16 protein-coding genes and 6 pseudogenes are annotated in these 15,508 nt (G+C 59.2%); 8 read left to right on the plus strand and 14 right to left on the minus strand.

Features of this window, described 5'->3' with window-relative positions; genetic code table 11:
* Window positions 1–176: 176 nt before the first annotated feature.
* Window positions 177–374: pseudogene (locus NKI49_RS23635) on the minus strand (helix-turn-helix domain-containing protein); the annotation flags it as partial.
* A gap of 150 nt (window positions 375–524) precedes the next feature.
* Here NKI49_RS23635 and NKI49_RS23640 point away from each other — a divergent pair.
* From NKI49_RS23640 to NKI49_RS23650, 3 genes and pseudogenes are all read left to right on the plus strand, one after another.
* A pseudogene (locus NKI49_RS23640) lies at window positions 525–795 on the plus strand (type II toxin-antitoxin system Phd/YefM family antitoxin).
* Between the two features lie 217 nt (window positions 796–1,012).
* A complete protein-coding gene (locus NKI49_RS23645) occupies window positions 1,013–1,198 on the plus strand; it encodes a hypothetical protein (RefSeq protein WP_352605003.1) in 186 nt (61 codons plus the stop codon).
* Between the two features lie 297 nt (window positions 1,199–1,495).
* Window positions 1,496–1,799: pseudogene (locus tag NKI49_RS23650) on the plus strand (nitrilase-related carbon-nitrogen hydrolase); the annotation flags it as partial.
* Window positions 1,800–2,498: 699 nt separating this feature from the next.
* On the opposite strand, the pseudogene NKI49_RS23655 reads toward NKI49_RS23650, so the two are convergent.
* The 3 genes and pseudogenes from NKI49_RS23655 to NKI49_RS23665 all read right to left on the minus strand — a co-directional run.
* Window positions 2,499–2,804, minus strand: a pseudogene (locus NKI49_RS23655) (adenylate/guanylate cyclase domain-containing protein); the annotation flags it as partial.
* A gap of 83 nt (window positions 2,805–2,887) precedes the next feature.
* A pseudogene (locus NKI49_RS23660) lies at window positions 2,888–3,097 on the minus strand (hypothetical protein); the annotation flags it as partial.
* 126 nt (window positions 3,098–3,223) lie between these two features.
* Entirely contained in the window at window positions 3,224–3,676 is a 453-nt protein-coding gene (locus tag NKI49_RS23665) for a YybH family protein (RefSeq protein WP_352605001.1), read from the minus strand.
* 351 nt (window positions 3,677–4,027) lie between these two features.
* On the opposite strand from NKI49_RS23665, the gene NKI49_RS23670 reads away from it, so the two are divergent.
* Window positions 4,028–4,105, plus strand: a complete 78-nt coding sequence (locus NKI49_RS23670; RefSeq protein WP_352695789.1) for an SAM domain-containing protein — start codon at window positions 4,028–4,030, stop codon at window positions 4,103–4,105.
* A 140-nt stretch (window positions 4,106–4,245) separates the two neighbouring features.
* Here NKI49_RS23670 and NKI49_RS23675 read toward each other — a convergent pair whose 3' ends face one another.
* Window positions 4,246–4,803, minus strand: coding sequence for a Spy/CpxP family protein refolding chaperone (locus tag NKI49_RS23675; protein WP_352604997.1), 558 nt, complete (start codon window positions 4,801–4,803; stop codon window positions 4,246–4,248).
* Between the two features lie 60 nt (window positions 4,804–4,863).
* On the opposite strand from NKI49_RS23675, the gene NKI49_RS23680 reads away from it, so the two are divergent.
* On the plus strand, window positions 4,864–5,445 hold the full coding sequence (locus NKI49_RS23680) for a Crp/Fnr family transcriptional regulator (RefSeq protein ID WP_352604995.1): 582 nt from the start codon (window positions 4,864–4,866) through the stop codon (window positions 5,443–5,445).
* Between the two features lie 17 nt (window positions 5,446–5,462).
* A complete protein-coding gene (locus NKI49_RS23685) occupies window positions 5,463–5,714 on the plus strand; it encodes a hypothetical protein (protein ID WP_352604993.1) in 252 nt (83 codons plus the stop codon).
* On the opposite strand, the gene NKI49_RS23690 is transcribed toward NKI49_RS23685, so the two are convergent.
* Entirely contained in the window at window positions 5,699–6,112 is a 414-nt protein-coding gene (locus NKI49_RS23690; RefSeq protein WP_352604992.1) for a type IV toxin-antitoxin system AbiEi family antitoxin domain-containing protein, read from the minus strand. The two genes, NKI49_RS23685 and NKI49_RS23690, sit on opposite strands and share 16 nt — an antisense overlap.
* Before the next feature lie 363 nt (window positions 6,113–6,475).
* On the opposite strand from NKI49_RS23690, the gene tnpA reads away from it, so the two are divergent.
* Together tnpA and tnpB are read left to right on the plus strand one after the other, a co-directional pair.
* Entirely contained in the window at window positions 6,476–6,832 is a 357-nt protein-coding gene (gene tnpA / locus NKI49_RS23695; protein WP_352604991.1) for an IS66-like element accessory protein TnpA, read from the plus strand.
* 52 nt (window positions 6,833–6,884) lie between these two features.
* A pseudogene (gene tnpB / locus NKI49_RS23700) lies at window positions 6,885–6,977 on the plus strand (IS66 family insertion sequence element accessory protein TnpB); the annotation flags it as partial.
* Window positions 6,978–6,991: 14 nt separating this feature from the next.
* Here the strand turns inward: tnpB and NKI49_RS23705 are convergent.
* The 8 genes from NKI49_RS23705 to NKI49_RS23740 form a co-directional block, all read right to left on the minus strand.
* Complete coding sequence (locus tag NKI49_RS23705; protein WP_352604989.1) at window positions 6,992–7,723, minus strand: cysteine hydrolase family protein; 732 nt, start codon at window positions 7,721–7,723, stop codon at window positions 6,992–6,994.
* Between the two features lie 370 nt (window positions 7,724–8,093).
* On the minus strand, window positions 8,094–8,294 hold the full coding sequence (locus tag NKI49_RS23710; RefSeq protein ID WP_502899563.1) for an invasion associated locus B family protein: 201 nt from the start codon (window positions 8,292–8,294) through the stop codon (window positions 8,094–8,096).
* Between the two features lie 119 nt (window positions 8,295–8,413).
* Window positions 8,414–8,851 (minus strand): DsrE family protein, encoded by a 438-nt coding sequence (locus NKI49_RS23715; RefSeq protein ID WP_352604985.1) that lies wholly within the window; start codon window positions 8,849–8,851, stop codon window positions 8,414–8,416.
* 129 nt (window positions 8,852–8,980) lie between these two features.
* A complete protein-coding gene (locus NKI49_RS23720; protein WP_352604983.1) occupies window positions 8,981–9,946 on the minus strand; it encodes an MBL fold metallo-hydrolase in 966 nt (321 codons plus the stop codon).
* A 92-nt stretch (window positions 9,947–10,038) separates the two neighbouring features.
* The gene (locus tag NKI49_RS23725; RefSeq protein ID WP_352604981.1) at window positions 10,039–10,863 is read right to left on the minus strand and encodes an alpha/beta fold hydrolase; all 825 of its coding nucleotides are present in this window, start codon (window positions 10,861–10,863) and stop codon (window positions 10,039–10,041) included.
* A gap of 254 nt (window positions 10,864–11,117) precedes the next feature.
* Complete coding sequence (locus NKI49_RS23730) at window positions 11,118–11,417, minus strand: tautomerase family protein (RefSeq protein WP_352604979.1); 300 nt, start codon at window positions 11,415–11,417, stop codon at window positions 11,118–11,120.
* Window positions 11,418–11,454: 37 nt separating this feature from the next.
* Window positions 11,455–12,456 (minus strand): zinc-dependent alcohol dehydrogenase family protein, encoded by a 1,002-nt coding sequence (locus tag NKI49_RS23735; RefSeq protein ID WP_352604977.1) that lies wholly within the window; start codon window positions 12,454–12,456, stop codon window positions 11,455–11,457.
* 134 nt (window positions 12,457–12,590) lie between these two features.
* Window positions 12,591–15,458, minus strand: a complete 2,868-nt coding sequence (locus NKI49_RS23740; RefSeq protein ID WP_352604975.1) for an ATP-binding protein — start codon at window positions 15,456–15,458, stop codon at window positions 12,591–12,593.
* Window positions 15,459–15,508 lie beyond the last annotated feature (50 nt).

Consider the following 15,508-nt stretch of genomic DNA (forward strand, 5'->3'; position numbering starts at 1 on the left):
ATAATATAATCTCGCGGCCAGATCATCGGGGCCGGCGCGAGCGGCCGTCTTTCAAACCCGGCGGCCGCTCGCCGGGCTCCGCCCCGGCTCGCGATTCGACTGCTGTCATGGGTGCCGACAAAGACAAATGAGGGCGATTTGCTTGCTATTTTTGTGACGCGCAATGGAGGCCCGGTTAGGAGGTCCGCGGCCTCAAACTCCGAGAACATTTGCCAGCTTGTCGACGACGTCGATCATCGCGCCGCAGACGCTGGGTTCCAACGCACTCATATAGGTGCGATCGACTTCCGCGCGGTGGGCCAGTTCTTCCTGCGAAAGCCCAGCCGCCTGCCGATGCCGCCTCAAATTGGTGCAAACACCTCGCGTATCTCCATGTCCGCGAGCGCAACGCCTTGTAGCTGACGACGGCCGCCATATACGAGAATCCCCGATTTTCCGTCGGGTAGCGGCCGCTGCTTTAGCTCATTCAGTAAGCTTGTGAATGACGTAAATAGCAGCAATACAGCAACAAACAGGAGGGCAGCTTGGCCCGATCAGGTGGTTCCTATTCGACCAGTGATCTGGCGAGGAAATCCGGCGACATAATCGCCGAGGCGTTACGTCACCCGGATAACGATAACTCAGCGCAACAAGCAACGTCTGGTGCTTCTCAACACCCAGGACTACCAGCGGCTGATGAGCCAGGCCGACGTGCGGCCAGCAGGGACGACCGAAACAACGTCGGATAGGCTGCTCGTCGAATTCGAGGATTCGGTTGAAGCCTACGCGGAGGTGAACGACGCGGGGCGACAATGAGCTACGACCAGATCGAGACGGCTTGCGTCATCCGCTGTCCATGTCTGTGGACGCGCGATCCAATCTGGCGAAACTGAGCGTCGTAAGGACAGGCCGGTCGCCGTCGGTGTTCGCTAGCGTCTCAGTTGAAATCTGATCTTGGCGACACCCGACGTCGAAGCGACTGTCGCGCGACACGCCGAATTCTATATGCTCCGCCGAAAGGATGGGAGTAACAATGGCCTACACCGTTATCTGGTATGGAAGACAGGGCATCGTCGACAAGGTGACCTTCGACACCGAGAAGACCGCGAAAGACCATGCAATCTCCATGTTCCAGACCCGAAGGGGTGACGATGGAATCGTGTCCGTTGAAGTTCGCAAGGACAACGGCGCTCTCATCTTCAGCCACGCAGAGAACTAGGAGTGCAATGGGCCAGAACCACTAAGCCGGAACTGGCCAGGTTCGCGGCCGAGGTTCCGTCCCGCGAGAATTGCGAGCAGACCTAATGCCGACCTGCGCCTTTGGATCGTCCTCAACGAGTTCAACACCGATGTAACTGGACGTTCGTTCGCTTGAACCGGAACCGTCAATCGGGCGGCTAAAAGGCATTCCTGTCGCTGCTGCGCGAGTTCTTCACACCTCAGACATTCAGCGAGGTAGATCGGCGCCGGTAGCGCCTGGGTCAATATAGCCTCGCCCTCGCTTTGCGCGCTCAAGCCGGTGCCTGTCTCCATGTGGCAGCATGGCTGGCCTGGGTCGGGCAGGGCAGCGGGGCGAGGGCGCATGTCTTTGCCAATCCAATCGTCGATGTCGATGGCGTGAAGATTGCGCGCTGATTTGCCATGAGCAGCTCATCATCTGGCCGGTGCTCCAGTCCATGCTCTATAATCCGGACATCATCGTCGCGACCCGCAATGGCTGGTGGACGGACAAGACCCGCATTCTCGCCATCCAAACGGTGACTGCCCAAGCCTGGGCTTCACTGTTCGGTTCGCCGCTGGTCATCGCGTTCAACCGGTGAGCAAAAGAGGAATGGAGATCGACTTGTGAAGCGGGAAATCATCGACGCTTTGTAGAGGCGATAGGAGTCCAGTCACCACTCGCCGTCACCGTTGAAGGCCAGCGCAGGCGCGAGAGTGAGTCGGCATTTGTGCCGGGACGCCCTGGCTGGATGTGCGGCCGCTAAATGAATGCCAGTTTGGCCGCGTTGTTCTGAGTTGGGGCGGTGGAGTGAAAAAATGGCCGACCCAGAGGCTCGGCCAAGATGTGAAGGTTAGACCTTCAGAGGGGAACTCATCGTGCGAAATGGGAGGAGAACGCACGATATACCTGAACAGATAGAGCCGCGCAGCGGCATTTCAATGCCTTTGGACAGGAGTCGGCGCAACACCGATTGTGGCAAAGCTGCATGCCAAGGAGGACCCAGCCAGCGTGAGCTCTTCAACGGCGGACTCGAATACTACGCACTCCCTCAGAGTTGAAAAGAAAATGTTATATATCCACCACTTAGTTCCATAATATGTATTACGCGACTTTTTCATGAATTTGTAAATATTTCTAAATATTTCTTTGGTTCTAAGCTCACTTGCAGCGAGAACTCTCGTGGGTGTTAGAGTTTTATCCGTCAATTTTGGACAGTAACGGTCAGTGAACTTTCAATTCGACAGATTAATCACTTAAGTTCGAGTTGGCAGAGCGTATGGCGAACCATCGGACCTGAGTCGCCAAGATTGACGCCAATGCGCACTTCCACGCGCTGGTCTTTCGGCAACGAGGCGTTTCGCTCGGCCAGCCCACGTTGCAGCGAAACCGCGCATTCCATCGCCTCGACGACAGAAGAAAACTCCGCCAGCAGGCCGTCGCCCATCAGCTTGAAGATAGTGCCATGATGACGCGCTATTGTCGGCTCGAAAAGTTCCTTATGATCGGCGCGCACCCGTTCATGCGTTCCCGCCTCGTCGCGCTCCATCATGGCAGAATATCCGACGACGTCAGCAGCAAGGATGGCGGCGAGCTTGCGGTCCATTGCGGAGCACTCTGTCGGCGGCCAAACTCGGAGGCGAGGTGGCAGACCCTCTCAGGTTCCGATCAGTTTCGCCTATTAGTACCTTACCCGCAAGCGGCTGCCGGTTGTGGACTTGATTGGGTGGCATAGATCATGGCGCGGAAGCTCTCGTCGATCTTTTCGTATCGAGCGGCGACACGCCTGAATTGCTTGAGGTCGCAGAAGAAGTTCTCGGCGAGATGGCGCCCCTTGTACATGTTGAAGTCGCAGGGGGCGGGCTGTTTTCGGTCGGCTTTCGAAGGAACGAATGCAACGCGGCGTGGGCTGACTCGGCGCATGATTTGGGACCAAATGCGTCGCGGGCCCAGTCGCCCATGGCTCCGTCCCGCCCATCGCAGTGGGGAGAATGACGCTAACTCTGATAGCGTCGTAGGTGCCCTTCATTTCCCCGAGTCGGAGTTCCATATATCCCGGTAGAGCTTCCAGGTGCGGTCCTGGCCTTTCTTCCAGACCACCACATATTTCCCGGTCGCATCGACCAGCTTCGAATCCTTGCCGGGTGCCTTGAGAGAGAAACTCCCGGACTCGAACGCAAAATCCCCACTTTCTTGGACATCACGTGTCGTAAGCGTGAGCCCCGATATGCCCATATCCATCGCGCCCTGCCATAGTTTCTGGATATTCTGGCGGCCGTCGACACGCGCCATATCCGGCGGGAATGCGGCCGCGTCATCCGCGTACTTCGACGCAACTCCGGCCGCGTCCTTGCTGTTATAAGCCTTCACGAACTCTGCATTAGCGGCTTCGATGGCTTCCTTCGCAGACTGGGCCTGGGCAGAACCCATGCACAGTGACGTGAAAACGACGGCTAGCAGACAGTGCTTCAAAGTCATTTCATCCTCCCGCGTTCCGGTTTCTGGATACCAGTTCCTCCAAAGTGGAGATCAATCGCGCGAATGGTCGTGGGCCGCACTCTGTATTAGTTTAACTTGTCCTAATATGCCATCTGAATGCAGGCTACCCATCAGTAAAAATTCGGGACTGTTGGCATCATTCACTGATAGGATAACGCACGGCCAAAGGGGCATTGCTCATCGCGAGAGAGGCGACCGGGCTTAGTGTTTGCGATATAGTGGTCGGGCAAAGCCTCCACCGCCTGGGAGGTAGGCACGTGGATGTTCGGGCATGGCTGGTGAGCCTCGGCCTCGACGGGTATGCCGACGCCTTCGGTAGCCACGACATCGATGAAGGTGCTACCAAGCCTGACCGCCGACGATCTGACGGCGCTCGGGATCATGTCGATTGGGCATCGGCGTAAGTAGCGTAGCCCCCTGCCCTCGCTTAGGCCGGCAAAGCCCTGATCCTAGATACGGCGGTAGCATTGTACCAACCGCCATTAAGTTGCCCCGCGCTAGTGATCGAATCCGTCCCATCTGATGTGGGGCCGAAGTGATGTGCCTGCTCAATTAGCGCTTCCAGCATATCCGCGAAGTTGGGAATATCGGCGGACCTGCTCGGGAGTAAGTAACTGGACCATATCGAGATGGTAGCGCAAGTGCGCCGTCCGTAGAGCGCCTTGCAAGTCGGCGATGGCTTTTGTCATTTCAATGAGGCGGGTCGCCGTAATCGTCCTTTGGGCAAACAGGCGATCCAGCTCGGCTTCCTCGTTGACGAGCCGCTTTCCCAGTGGGATGGTCTCCGCCTCCATCTGGCCCAGCAGTTCCCTAGTACGCGTCGCTTGTTTGCCCGTCAGGCCGAGAGTTTCGGCGAGCTCGAGGACATGTGACGGACCCGGATATCCGTTAAGTTCGGCCGCCAGCGCCAAGCCCATCCCGCGGCCCGCCCCGAGGTCGGCGATCTGCTCACCTGACAGCGCTTTCACGCTACGCGTCTCCATCCCCGAATATGGCGAAGGCGGGTTAGCCTGTTCTGAGGCCCCGTGGAGACCATGGTTCTGAGCCGCGGTCGCCACGGCCTCAAGGAGCGCCAGCAAAAGCAATGCAGAAAACATCCGGTTCATCGGTAGATCTCCGTGGTCTCGGGGTCCTGCGACGTTTGACACGGCTATCGAACTAGGAACATGATCGCGATCATGTCGAGTTCGTTATTCGAATATTTCCTGACGCTGGCGGAGCGCGAGCAGCGCGTCGACGCGGGCAATGTCCTCTTCCGAACCGACGACCCGGTCCTGTCACTCTTCCTGGTCATTGCGGGTGAACTGCGCCTTGTCCGGGCGCTTCCTGACGGACTCCAGCTGACGCTCCAGCGTGCCGGCTCCGGTTCGATCGTCGCCGAGGCTTCGTTGTTCGCTGACCGATATCATTGCGATGCCCTCGCAGCCGAAGAATCGGCGGTCCGGGCCGTGCCGATGACTAGAGCCAAGACGGCCATTGAAAGCGATCCCGATCTGGCTTCTGCATTAATGCGCCATCTGGCAGGCGAGGTGCACCGGACGCGGACCCGCGCCGAGATCCTGTCCCTGAAATCGGTTGCAGCGAGATTGGATGCCTGGATGGCATTCAACGGCGGCAAGTTACCGCCCAAAGGGCGCTGGTATCAGGCGGCCTCCGAGATCGGCGTGACACCGGAGGCGTTTTATCGGGAGTTGGCGCGTCGCCGGCATGTTGCGGCTCATCTCGCGGAAGAGTCTCGACGTTCGTAGACACGATTAAGTGCATCATGTCGACGACGCATTTCTCCCGGCCACCGCGACTTGATGTAGGACAGAGCCGCGATGATGTCGTCGTCGCTCAGCGTTTCCCGGAAAGCGGGCATCCTGGTCTTGTAGTCCTTGAGATTGGCGGCCTCGGCAACGCCGAGTTTCGTTATCTTGAACAGCAACATGCCGAATGGTGCCAGGTGTGGCCGCTCTCGCTGCGGACATTGTCATTCTGCGGGGATTGGCCATCATCGGATCATGCCGCCTTCTGATCTGTGGCGCGATAGATGCCGTAGGCGACGTTGATCAGCAGGCCCTCATCACACATCCGGGCCAGATAGCAGCGGGGAATGCCAATGTCTGTGAGATCACGTGTTCGCACCACCTCTCGCCCCCGAGCAAGCGCGACTGCGCGTTCTCTGAGGCATGGTTTCGGCCCACCGGCCAATCGGATGCGCTCGGCGCGCTCGCGGTCGCGCTTCCGAATCTTGATGGTGGGCTGTCGCGTAGATTTGAAGGAGATCGGCAGCTCGTACTTCGCAGTTTCGTTAAGCCCGGGGAGCCGCAACGATTCAAAACTGCGAACGTCATGTCCCGCCCTATGGACCCCGGGCTTGCCCCAGATGCGATGAGGTGTTGCCGTCCTGTATGAATTCCGATGCGTGCGCATCGATCAAGCTTGCCCAACAGCGAACTCATGCATTCCGACTTCTTTCACAAGTGCCCCGCAATTCGGCTGGCGGCGCGAGGCAGAAAATTCGAAAAGCTTCCAGGAACCCAAGTCGATCCCTTATTGTAGAACCGTCCAATTGTTTGCGGATTCGCTCTTCTACGATAAACGGCAGAAGTTTAGCTATGGAACCAATATTTTTATATCAAGATTCAGAGGCTCTTAGTAAGCGATGTTGTGGGACCACCTTTCGGGAGTGGTCGCGATCTGTGAGGTTGCCGATCTTGTATTGGGATCGGAGATCGGCTTGTGTCTGGACTTGACCTTACGCTTGATCCGGAGCGGCAGCTTCGGCGTTTCGAGGTGATCAACGGTGCCGGCGGTCGGCGTCATTGGTCGGTGGACGACAAGGCGCGGATCATCGCGGAGACGCTGGAGCCGAACGCAATCATTTCCGAGGTCGCCCGTCGGTATGGCCTTAGGCCGCAGCAGGTCTTCGCCTGGCGTCGCGAAGCGCGCAAACAGGCCGCTTCGGTGCAGCAAGATTCTCCTGCCTTTGTGCCGGCGGTTGTGGCGGCGGCGGAACCTGTAGCCAGCCGTTCACCGAAGCAGCGGAAACGGCAAGCCACCCGAGATGCAGGCATGATCGAGCTTGAGATCGACGGCATCGCGATGCGCGTCGGCGGGGGGGCGCCGATACCAAGACGGGGGCCGCAGTGATCCGCGCGCTGAAGGCGACGTCGTGATCGGGCCGACGGGTGCGGTCAAGGTCATGGTGGCGACGAAGCCCGTCGACTTCCGCAAGGGCGCGGAGGGATTGGCAGCGCTGGTGCGAGAGACGATGGGGGCCGATCCGTTGCGCGGTCTCGCCTCGCCAACTCATTCGGCTAGTTCAAGACGCCCCTGAACTCGCTCCTCGATCGCCTTCAGGAAGTGGTCGGACGTCGATGTCCATCCAAAGAGTATCTGCACGAGCGTGATCGAGGCATCATGATTGCTCCTTGAGGCGTCCCAGGCGATGGGCTCGCTAGTGCAATCCGTCAGCAGTATGCACTGATAGTCCCTGAAGAAGGCATCCCGAATTGTCGACTCCACGCACACGCTGGTCGTGCATCCTGTCACGATGAGGTGTTTGATGCCTGCGGTCTTCAGAACAGAATCGAGTTCGGTCTCGTAGAAACCACTGAACCGCGTTTTATAGAGGACGACATCCCCTGCCTCTGGCTTGAGGTCGTTAACGACATCTGTTCCCCAGGTGTCGCGGATCAGAATCCGGCTCTCGCTACCATCCGGGGCTGTCATGCTCTCACCGACCCCAAAGATCTGAAGATGTCGGATACGATTGGGGGCGTCCGATGTCCCAAGGTCCGATAGGTCGGAATAATACCCCATCTTCAGATAAACGATGGGCACGCTCAAATTGCGAGCGGCAGCTATTACGCTGGCAGTAGGGTCGACAGCCCGTTGAATGCCGGAGATATCGATTCCGGCTCTGTCGAACATTCCACCTTTGGAGCCGAAGTCATTCTGCATGTCCACGACGAGAACTGCAGCGTTAGCGGGATCAATTGAAATAGGTTGAGGCTTCGCGTCGATGACAAGTGGCTGCATTTTTATCCTCCCACCAGCATGAGGTGTCGCTCTTTGCGCCCTTGGTTATCATGATCCGCCACATACATCGCGTCAACAAAAGGGGGGCTACATGCCTGCTTGGGCGGCCCAGGAATAGCGGTTACGGCTCTTATAATATCCATTATGTTACATCAGTTCGAGTGTATTGTGGCTGGACGAAGATTTCGGGGGCCGAAAACAAGCGCCCAAACCGCATGCCAGTGCGACGACGGTGATCAACACATGACCGGAAGCGTCGCGAGTGTGCCTAAGCGCTGAAGCGTCAAGCAGCCGTGCGCCAAGAGCGTCGCCGCCGCCCGAGGCAATAAGGCTTGGCATGGCGTCTCGGCGGGTTGGCTGGGGTTGCCACTTACTGCAGCAACGCAGTGGTCCTGTCGAGCGCGCTCGGGAACCCTTTAAGCGAGAGCGTAAGGTTCGTCTCCTTGCCGCCGTCCGCCACCACCATCACCTTGAGGGTGCTTCCCTTGCGCAGCGCGGCCGTGGCCCCGGCCGCGGCGAGCGCCGAGGTCGTCTCGATGCCGATCCCGCTCGCGCCGCCGGTGACAATCATCGTCTTTCCCCGGAGGTCTACACCTCTCAGGACTTCGGAAGACGTCGAATGGAACCCGAATGGCAATTGGAGCATGGTCGCCTCATGTCTGGTAAGAGACTGGATCAGTCGACCGACCGTCACTCTGTGATCTTGACGAAACCCTGACGCACGAGCTGGATCGTGCGGGCCATAGCGTCGAGATTTACCTCAATCCGGGGCACAAGATCGGCGTTCCCCCAGCCGTTTACCCTCGCCGTCGCGCCGCATAGTTCGACCTTGACGCCGATGTCGATGAGGTCAGCAATCAGCTTCTTGTAGGGGTTTCCAGTGGCGATGTTGCGCGAAGCATTATAGGCCGCGTCATTCAGCGTGACGTGACCCGCGTTGGTGTGGAAGACCACGATCACATCTGATGTCGCCCTCCAATTTGCGATATCCGTGGTGATCAGCTGAAGATGGAAAAGCGCCGCAGGAAGGTCGCCTTCGAACTGAAGGCTCCCAATGCTGTGGACCGATTTTACTTCCTTCAGCTCAACCGGGATATCTATGATCAGTTTGCTTGTTGTTTCCGACATGGCTGTCTCCCAAGGGTTCGGAGTTGCGTCAAGGATTCGGGCCGCGGCGCCCCCGTGGGGCATCCCGATGGCGCGTGGGAGTTGCGGAAGGAATTCGCCACAAGATCAGCAGATGACCGGACCTTCGGACTAGACGCCCTCGTAGACCAGCCGCGTGAAGAAGCCCGGATCGATGACGAAATTACCCCACTTCACGTCGAAATCTGCCGTGGGCTTGGCCGCGACGGCCTCGTCCCTCGATTGCCCTTGGCGTTTGAGCGCTCCGACGTTCTCACGGACGGCGACAAGCATGTCGCGGAATTCCTGCAGCTCCGCCCGGTTACTTACCGGGTTTCCGTGGCCTGGGATAATGATCGTCTTGTCGGTCGACGCGGCCAGGTTCGCGTCCGAGGCGGCGATCATTCCGTCGATGCCGCCGCCTGTCGAATAGTCGATGAATGGGTATATGCCGTTCCAGTAGGTGTCGCCGACATGGAGGACATCGGCCTCGCCGAACATCACTGAAATATCGCCGTCGGTATGCGCCGGACCATAGTAGTTCAGTGCGAGCGACTGGCCGTTCACCTTGAGCGAATGCTCCTTTGAGAAGACGTGCTTGGGCACTCCGCTGTGCTCCAGCGGCAGAAAATTGTAGTCCCAGTCCTCCACCCGCTGCACATGCGACAGGTACTTGCGGGTATTCTCGTGCGCGATGATCTTGGCTCCGCCGTCCCCGATCCATGGGTTGCCGTCCGCGTGATCGAAATGCCAGTGGGTATTTATGAGATGGGTCACGGGTTCGGGGGAGAGGGCGGAGAGTGCCTTGATCATCTGAGGGCGCGACACGCTGATGCCTGCATCGACCATGACCAGACCATCTTTGCCGCTCAATACCGCGACGTTGCCGCCCGAGCCTTCCAGAATAGTGATATTGTTCCTTAGCTTGCGAGTGGAAATCGAGGACTTGGCAGCGCTGTCCTTGATCAAGCTGACAAGTCCGCGCGCTTCGGCGTAGGCATCGCGGGGGCTCATCCAGCCACCGGTCGCCGCGAAGGTAGCAGCGCCTATGCAGCACAGGCAAAATCCGCGGCGGGAGAGCATGTGTTCCGTCTTCATGACATACCTTTCCGCAACCGGCCTCAAGGGAGCCGACAGCTTGAATTGACTTGAATACATGAAGGGCAGGCCCCTTCGGCCTGCCGAGGTGGTCAGGCCTTGATGAAGGCCAGAAGGTCCGCGTTGATCACGTCGGCATGGGTTGTGAACATGCCATGCGGGTAGCCGTCGTAGACTTTGAGCTTCCCGTTCTTGAGCAGCTTGACGGAGAGTTCGGCAGAATCGGCGATGGGCACGACCTGGTCGTCGCTTCCATGCATTATCAGCACCGGAACGTCGATCATCTGCAGGTCCTCGGTGAAATCGGTCTCCGAGAAGACCTTGATGCACTCATAGTGCGCATTCGCTCCGCCCATCATGCCTTGACGCCACCAATTGCGGATCGTCCCCTCGGAGATCGTGGCCCCGGGACGGTTGAACCCGTAAAACGGTCCGCTGGCGATATCGAGGTAGAGTTGCGCTCGGTTGGCCGCCAAGCTTGCGCGGTAGCCGTCGAAGACCTCGATCGGGAGCCCTCCAGGATTCTTGGCGGACTTGACCATGACGGGAGGTATGGCGGAGATGAGCACCGCTTTGGCGACCCTGCCCTTGCCGTGCCGGGCGACGTACCTGGTCACTTCACCGCCGCCCGTAGAGTGGCCGATGTGGATGGCGTCGCGGAGGTCGAGCGCTTCTGCGAGAGCTGCGACGTCGGCCGCATAGGTGTCCATGTCGTTGCCGCCCGAGGTCTGGCTAGAACGGCCGTGGCCCCTCCGGTCGTGTGCGATGACCCGGAATCCCTTGCCGAGGAAGTATAACATCTGGTTGTCCCAGTCGTCGGCGCTCAGCGGCCAACCATGGTGGAACACGATCGGCTGTCCGGCGCCCCAGTCCTTGTAGAAAATCTGCGCGCCGTCTTTTGTCTTGATGCTGCTCATGGTCTCATTTCCATCTTCAGGGGTTGCACTGGTTGAATTCGACGACGCCGTGGCGGCCAGAGGCAAGGTCGTGGCAAGAGCGACGACTCCCGCCCCGATCAGGACTTCCCGTCTCGTAGCCGTAATGGGCATTGTCGTGGATGTGCTCGTCTCCATTTCTCTTTCCTCTGCGACCTGGACGCGGTTCCACTAGCGCCTACGGACATCGTCTGTCCGGACGCTCTCTTTTCGGTCGTGTCGATATTTTGCTGTCGTCAGCCCAGAACTGGCGCTGCCACGGCCCACTCTTTCCGGGTGGTAGGCATGCCGTCGATCATTTCGACGACCTCCTTGGATTTCGAAAGCGTCGTCATCAATGACTTCGGCCCTTCGAACGGCCTTCCGCCAATGTGCCAGCCATCGGTATGCAATTCCTCGATAAGAACCCACACCACTTCGCGGAAGGCCTCCGATCCCTCGAACTTCACCATCACGTCGGTCAAGGCCTTGGCCATGGCATGTTTCTCCTCCGGCGTGAACACGCCGTCGACCAGTTTCACATTGACAAATGGCATGACGGATTTCCTTTACTTGCAGATTGTCCGTTCCGCTTTAGTCGGTGACGTCGATCACGATTTTGCCGTGGGCGGTTCGGTTTTCGATCTGGGCGTATGCTTCCGCGATCGTCTCGAAACTGAAGCGACGCGGATCGACGAGAGCCGTGACCTTTCCTGCTTCTGCGAGTCGCTTTGCCTCCCGCAGGATTTGCCCATGATGGGCGCGGCCTTCCCCGGTCAAGATCGGCAGAAGCGTGAAGACACCTGAGTAGCTAGCGGCTCGGAACGAGAGCGGACCGAGCGAATGCGTGCCCCATCCGAGGCAGCTCACAACGTGACCAAAACGCGCCACTGCGTTGAAGGCGGCGTCGATCCCGGCTCCGCCCACGGTATCGTAGACGATGTCGAAGCCGCGCCCGCCCGTATGGTCTTTGACGTACTCCTCGACCGTCGTCTGATCCCTGTCGATTGCCGTGGCACATAGCTCCTCGATCTCGCGCTGCTTGGCAGCCTTGTCGACGGCAAAGACCTCGGACCCGAAAGCCCGTGCGATCTGGATGGCAACGTGGCCGACGCCACCCGCACCAAGTACAAGGACCTTCTGGCGCGCCTGAACCTGTGCGCGATCCACAAGCCCCTCCCAGGCGGTGATGAATACCAGCGGCAAGGCGGCCGCTTCGCGCATTGTCATGTTGGCTGGCTTTTGGGCCAGCAAATCTGAATCGACGGCCACGAAGGTCGCGAGCGATCCCTGGAGACCGCCGACGCCGCCCGTCATTCCGAAGACCTCGTCCTGTGGCTTGAACGCGATCACCCCTGGACCGACAGCCTCGACGATCCCGGCGACGTCCATACCGAGAATGGCGGGCAGTGGGTGTCGCGCATGAGGCGCTTGGCCGCTTCTGATCTTGAGATCGAGTGGGTTGACGCTGCTCGCCTTGACCCGGATAAGGACCTCGCCCGCCGCGGGCGCGGGGCAGACCACGCTGGTACGGACGAAGTCGGAGTTCGTCTCGTGCAGGACGAGCGCATCCATCTTGGTCGTCGTAGTCTTCATCTGCCTGCCCCGCTGCGGTGTCGCCGGCTGTCCGACGACGGATAGAAGATGGCAGAGCTCCGTTATCTCAAGCCAGTGAATCGCAGTGAAATCTTGTGACGGGCAGGAGCATAGACGCGGAGACCGCGGGAAGATCAGGACGCCTCGGCCAAAAGGGCCTTGGCCGCCACCATGTCGGCTGTTTCGAAACCTTCGATGAACCGATCGTAGACCGCGGCCAGCAGCGTACGCGCCTGACCGGGCTCTCCGCGCTCACGCGCCAACCTCGCCAAGCTCGTAGTTGTCCGGAGTTCCCATGACAGCGCGTCCTGCCGCCTCGCCAAGTCGACCGAATGGAGATAGCAGCGTTCGACACTCTTGAAATCGTCGCCGTCGCGCCAAAGGACATCCCCCTTCAGGCGATACAGTTCCGCGATGCACCAGAGCTCGTCCTTCTCTTCGCTGGCGCTGATCGCCGCCTCTACCAGAGACCGCGCTTCGGCGTGTTGTCCCAGAGAAGACAGGCCCTCGGCCAGAAAGCCGAGAAATCTCACATTGTAGAGGTTGAAGAGTTTTACCTGGCGGAGTTCAGCCAGCCCGCTACGGAGAAGGGAAACGCCATCCTCAGGGAGCCCCCGTTGGATCAAAAGCGCCGCCTTCCAGCACCGAGCGAACACCTCCCATGGGCCGAGCGCGTTTGTTTTGGCCAGATCGAGTAGCTCGGTGATTGCCGAGTCCGCCGCTGCTAGGTCGCCGACATGAACAAGGACCGGACATGACCATCGCGCCAAGGCTTCACACAATGAGATCGCGTGGCCCGAGTCCCGCGCGGCTGCGACGGCGGTATGGACCGCCTTGATTGCCTGATCTGGAAGGCCTTGCATCCACAGGAGCTGGGCGGGCTGTATTCGTGCCGAAACCGACTGGCCGAATCGGAAACGCACTGAACCCGCGGAGGCGGTTTCAGCCGAGACATCGTGGGCCAGCATGAGATCGGCGCGATGGCGGGCACCCCGGAAGTCCCCCATGCAGAACAGCGTCATGCTGAGCATCCGATCGCCAATGAACCGATCGAGCCCGCTTTGGGCAAGCGCCATGAAGCGTTCCGCGTTTCGCAACGATGCTCTATACTCACCCATCCCCACCTGCGCGAGCCAAAGGCCCCACAGAGCCTCCGCCTGACCTTCCAGGTCACCTAGCTCTTCCGATATCTGCAACGCCTTCGCGAACGCGGCCGGAGCCTGTGGCGCGAAGCCTACCTTGAATGCTTGCGAGAGCCCAAGTGCCCTATAGAGCTGCATGATTATCCGAGCCTGCTCGTCTCTTCGCTTTCCCGGGCCGATCCCTTGCAGCGCTCGCTGGACACTGGTCAGGCATTCGTCGACCAGGGAAAGCTGGTACCACATCGGAATGGCGGCGACCGTGACCGCGAGGCCAATTTCCAGGTCGCCATGATCCGAGTACGCCCAGTCCAGAGCGAAGCGTACGTTGTTGATCTGGGTACCGTAGCTGGACAGCCATAGTTCGCTCGACAGGGTTTCGACGTCCGCCTGCGAATGCCGTAGAATGTCGCACAGATAGGCCGCCATTTTCCGCATGACGGCATCGAGCTCCCCCTCCTCCCGAATTTTGTCCAAAACGAATGCCCGCGTCGTGTCGAGCAGCCGGTATCGCGCGGCCTTGCCTTGAGCGTCGACGGCTACCAGGGATTTGGCGACGAGGTTAGCAAGATGACCGGGTACATCCCGGTCCGGTGCGGCCAAGTCGGACGCGACGGCAACTGCAGCTTCACGTCCGAAGTCGCCCGCGAATATGGCGAGCCGACGCAGGACTTTCCGTTCCTCTTTTGAAAGCGCACCGTAGCTCCAGTCGATCATCGCCGCCAAAGTCTGATGGCGCGGTAGAGCGGTGCGCCGCCCACCTGTCAGCAACCGCAGACGATCGTTGAGAAGCTCCGCGATCCCTCGCGTGCCAAACGCCTCCACCCGCGCCGCGGCAAGCTCTATCGCAAGGGCGATCCCATCAAGCTGGCGGCATATGTGTGTGACCACGGCTGCTTCATTGTCGTCGAACGTATAGCCGTTCACGGAAGAGGTCGTCCGCTCAACGAACAAGCTGATGGCGGAAAACTCCAATGCGTCGGCGGCAGTCAGACCCGCCGCCGACGGCGGCGTATCGAGCGGGGGGAGCCTGTAGACGCTTTCACCCTCCACCCGCAAGGCTTCGCGGCTGGTGGCAAGGATGGTGATATCTGGAACTTCGCGGAGCAAGGTCTCCGCCAGACGGGCAGTGGCTTCGAGAACGAGTTCGCAACTGTCGAAGACGAGCAGCAAGCGTTTCCCACGAAGGTGCCCGATGAGGCTCGCGGTCGGATCACCCAAGGTCTCCGGAAGGTGAAACTGTGACGCCAAAACCGAAGGGACGAGTTGGGAATTCCTTATTGGGGCCAGGTCGATGAAACAATGCCCATGCTCATGCGCCGACAACAATTGCTTTGCCACACGAAGGCCAACGGTAGTCTTCCCGATGCCACCCGGGCCGACAATCGTGACCAGCCGGAACCGTTGAAACCGCCCTTCGATGGTTTTGATGGCTTCTTCACGACCGATGGGTTGCGTCAGCTGACTTGGGAGGTTGTTCGGCGCCTGTGTCGTCTCGGGCTCGTGTTCAACATGAGAGCGGCGGACAGAGGCAATGAACCGATAGCCTCTTGTCGGAACGGCGACTATGTATTGCGGAGCGGCCTGATCGTCGCCGAGCACCCTTCGTAGGAATGCGATCTGAGCTCTGAGGTTCGACTCCTCCACAATAGCGTTGGGCCAGGCTCGCGCGGTCAATTCATCTTTCGTTACTAGGTCTCCAGGTCGCTCGGCCAACGCAATGAGTATTTCGAGCGCTCGGGAGCCGATCAAGACGGGCTCATCGTTCTTGAGTAGAAGATGTCGCCCCGGATAGAGCAGGAATGAGCTAAAGGTGATTGCCGAATCTGCGGCGGTTGCCTTCGGGAAAGCCTTCTCTTGCATTCTATCCTTCCCTGGTCACGGGTCGTTGTCAGAACGGAGTATAGAGCGAT

This window comes from Mesorhizobium sp. M0587 (assembly GCF_040320945.1).
Classification (GTDB): Bacteria; Pseudomonadota; Alphaproteobacteria; order Rhizobiales; family Rhizobiaceae; genus Mesorhizobium.

Excerpts from the sequence above, each read along its gene's own strand:
- NKI49_RS23645 (WP_352605003.1), top strand. The coding sequence starts at position 1,013 with ATGGCCTACACCGTTATCTGGTATGGAAGACAGGGCATCGTCGACAAG.
- NKI49_RS23665 (WP_352605001.1), bottom strand. The coding sequence starts at position 3,676 with ATGACTTTGAAGCACTGTCTGCTAGCCGTCGTTTTCACGTCACTGTGC.
- NKI49_RS23670 (WP_352695789.1), top strand. The coding sequence starts at position 4,028 with ATGAAGGTGCTACCAAGCCTGACCGCCGACGATCTGACGGCGCTCGGG.
- NKI49_RS23675 (WP_352604997.1), bottom strand. The coding sequence starts at position 4,803 with ATGAACCGGATGTTTTCTGCATTGCTTTTGCTGGCGCTCCTTGAGGCC.
- NKI49_RS23680 (WP_352604995.1), top strand. The coding sequence starts at position 4,864 with ATGATCGCGATCATGTCGAGTTCGTTATTCGAATATTTCCTGACGCTG.
- NKI49_RS23685 (WP_352604993.1), top strand. The coding sequence starts at position 5,463 with ATGTCGACGACGCATTTCTCCCGGCCACCGCGACTTGATGTAGGACAG.
- NKI49_RS23690 (WP_352604992.1), bottom strand. The coding sequence starts at position 6,112 with ATGCGCACGCATCGGAATTCATACAGGACGGCAACACCTCATCGCATC.
- NKI49_RS23705 (WP_352604989.1), bottom strand. The coding sequence starts at position 7,723 with ATGCAGCCACTTGTCATCGACGCGAAGCCTCAACCTATTTCAATTGAT.
- NKI49_RS23710 (WP_502899563.1), bottom strand. The coding sequence starts at position 8,294 with ATGATTGTCACCGGCGGCGCGAGCGGGATCGGCATCGAGACGACCTCG.
- NKI49_RS23715 (WP_352604985.1), bottom strand. The coding sequence starts at position 8,851 with ATGTCGGAAACAACAAGCAAACTGATCATAGATATCCCGGTTGAGCTG.
- NKI49_RS23720 (WP_352604983.1), bottom strand. The coding sequence starts at position 9,946 with ATGAAGACGGAACACATGCTCTCCCGCCGCGGATTTTGCCTGTGCTGC.
- NKI49_RS23725 (WP_352604981.1), bottom strand. The coding sequence starts at position 10,863 with ATGAGCAGCATCAAGACAAAAGACGGCGCGCAGATTTTCTACAAGGAC.
- NKI49_RS23730 (WP_352604979.1), bottom strand. The coding sequence starts at position 11,417 with ATGCCATTTGTCAATGTGAAACTGGTCGACGGCGTGTTCACGCCGGAG.
- NKI49_RS23735 (WP_352604977.1), bottom strand. The coding sequence starts at position 12,456 with ATGAAGACTACGACGACCAAGATGGATGCGCTCGTCCTGCACGAGACG.
- NKI49_RS23740 (WP_352604975.1), bottom strand. The coding sequence starts at position 15,458 with ATGCAAGAGAAGGCTTTCCCGAAGGCAACCGCCGCAGATTCGGCAATC.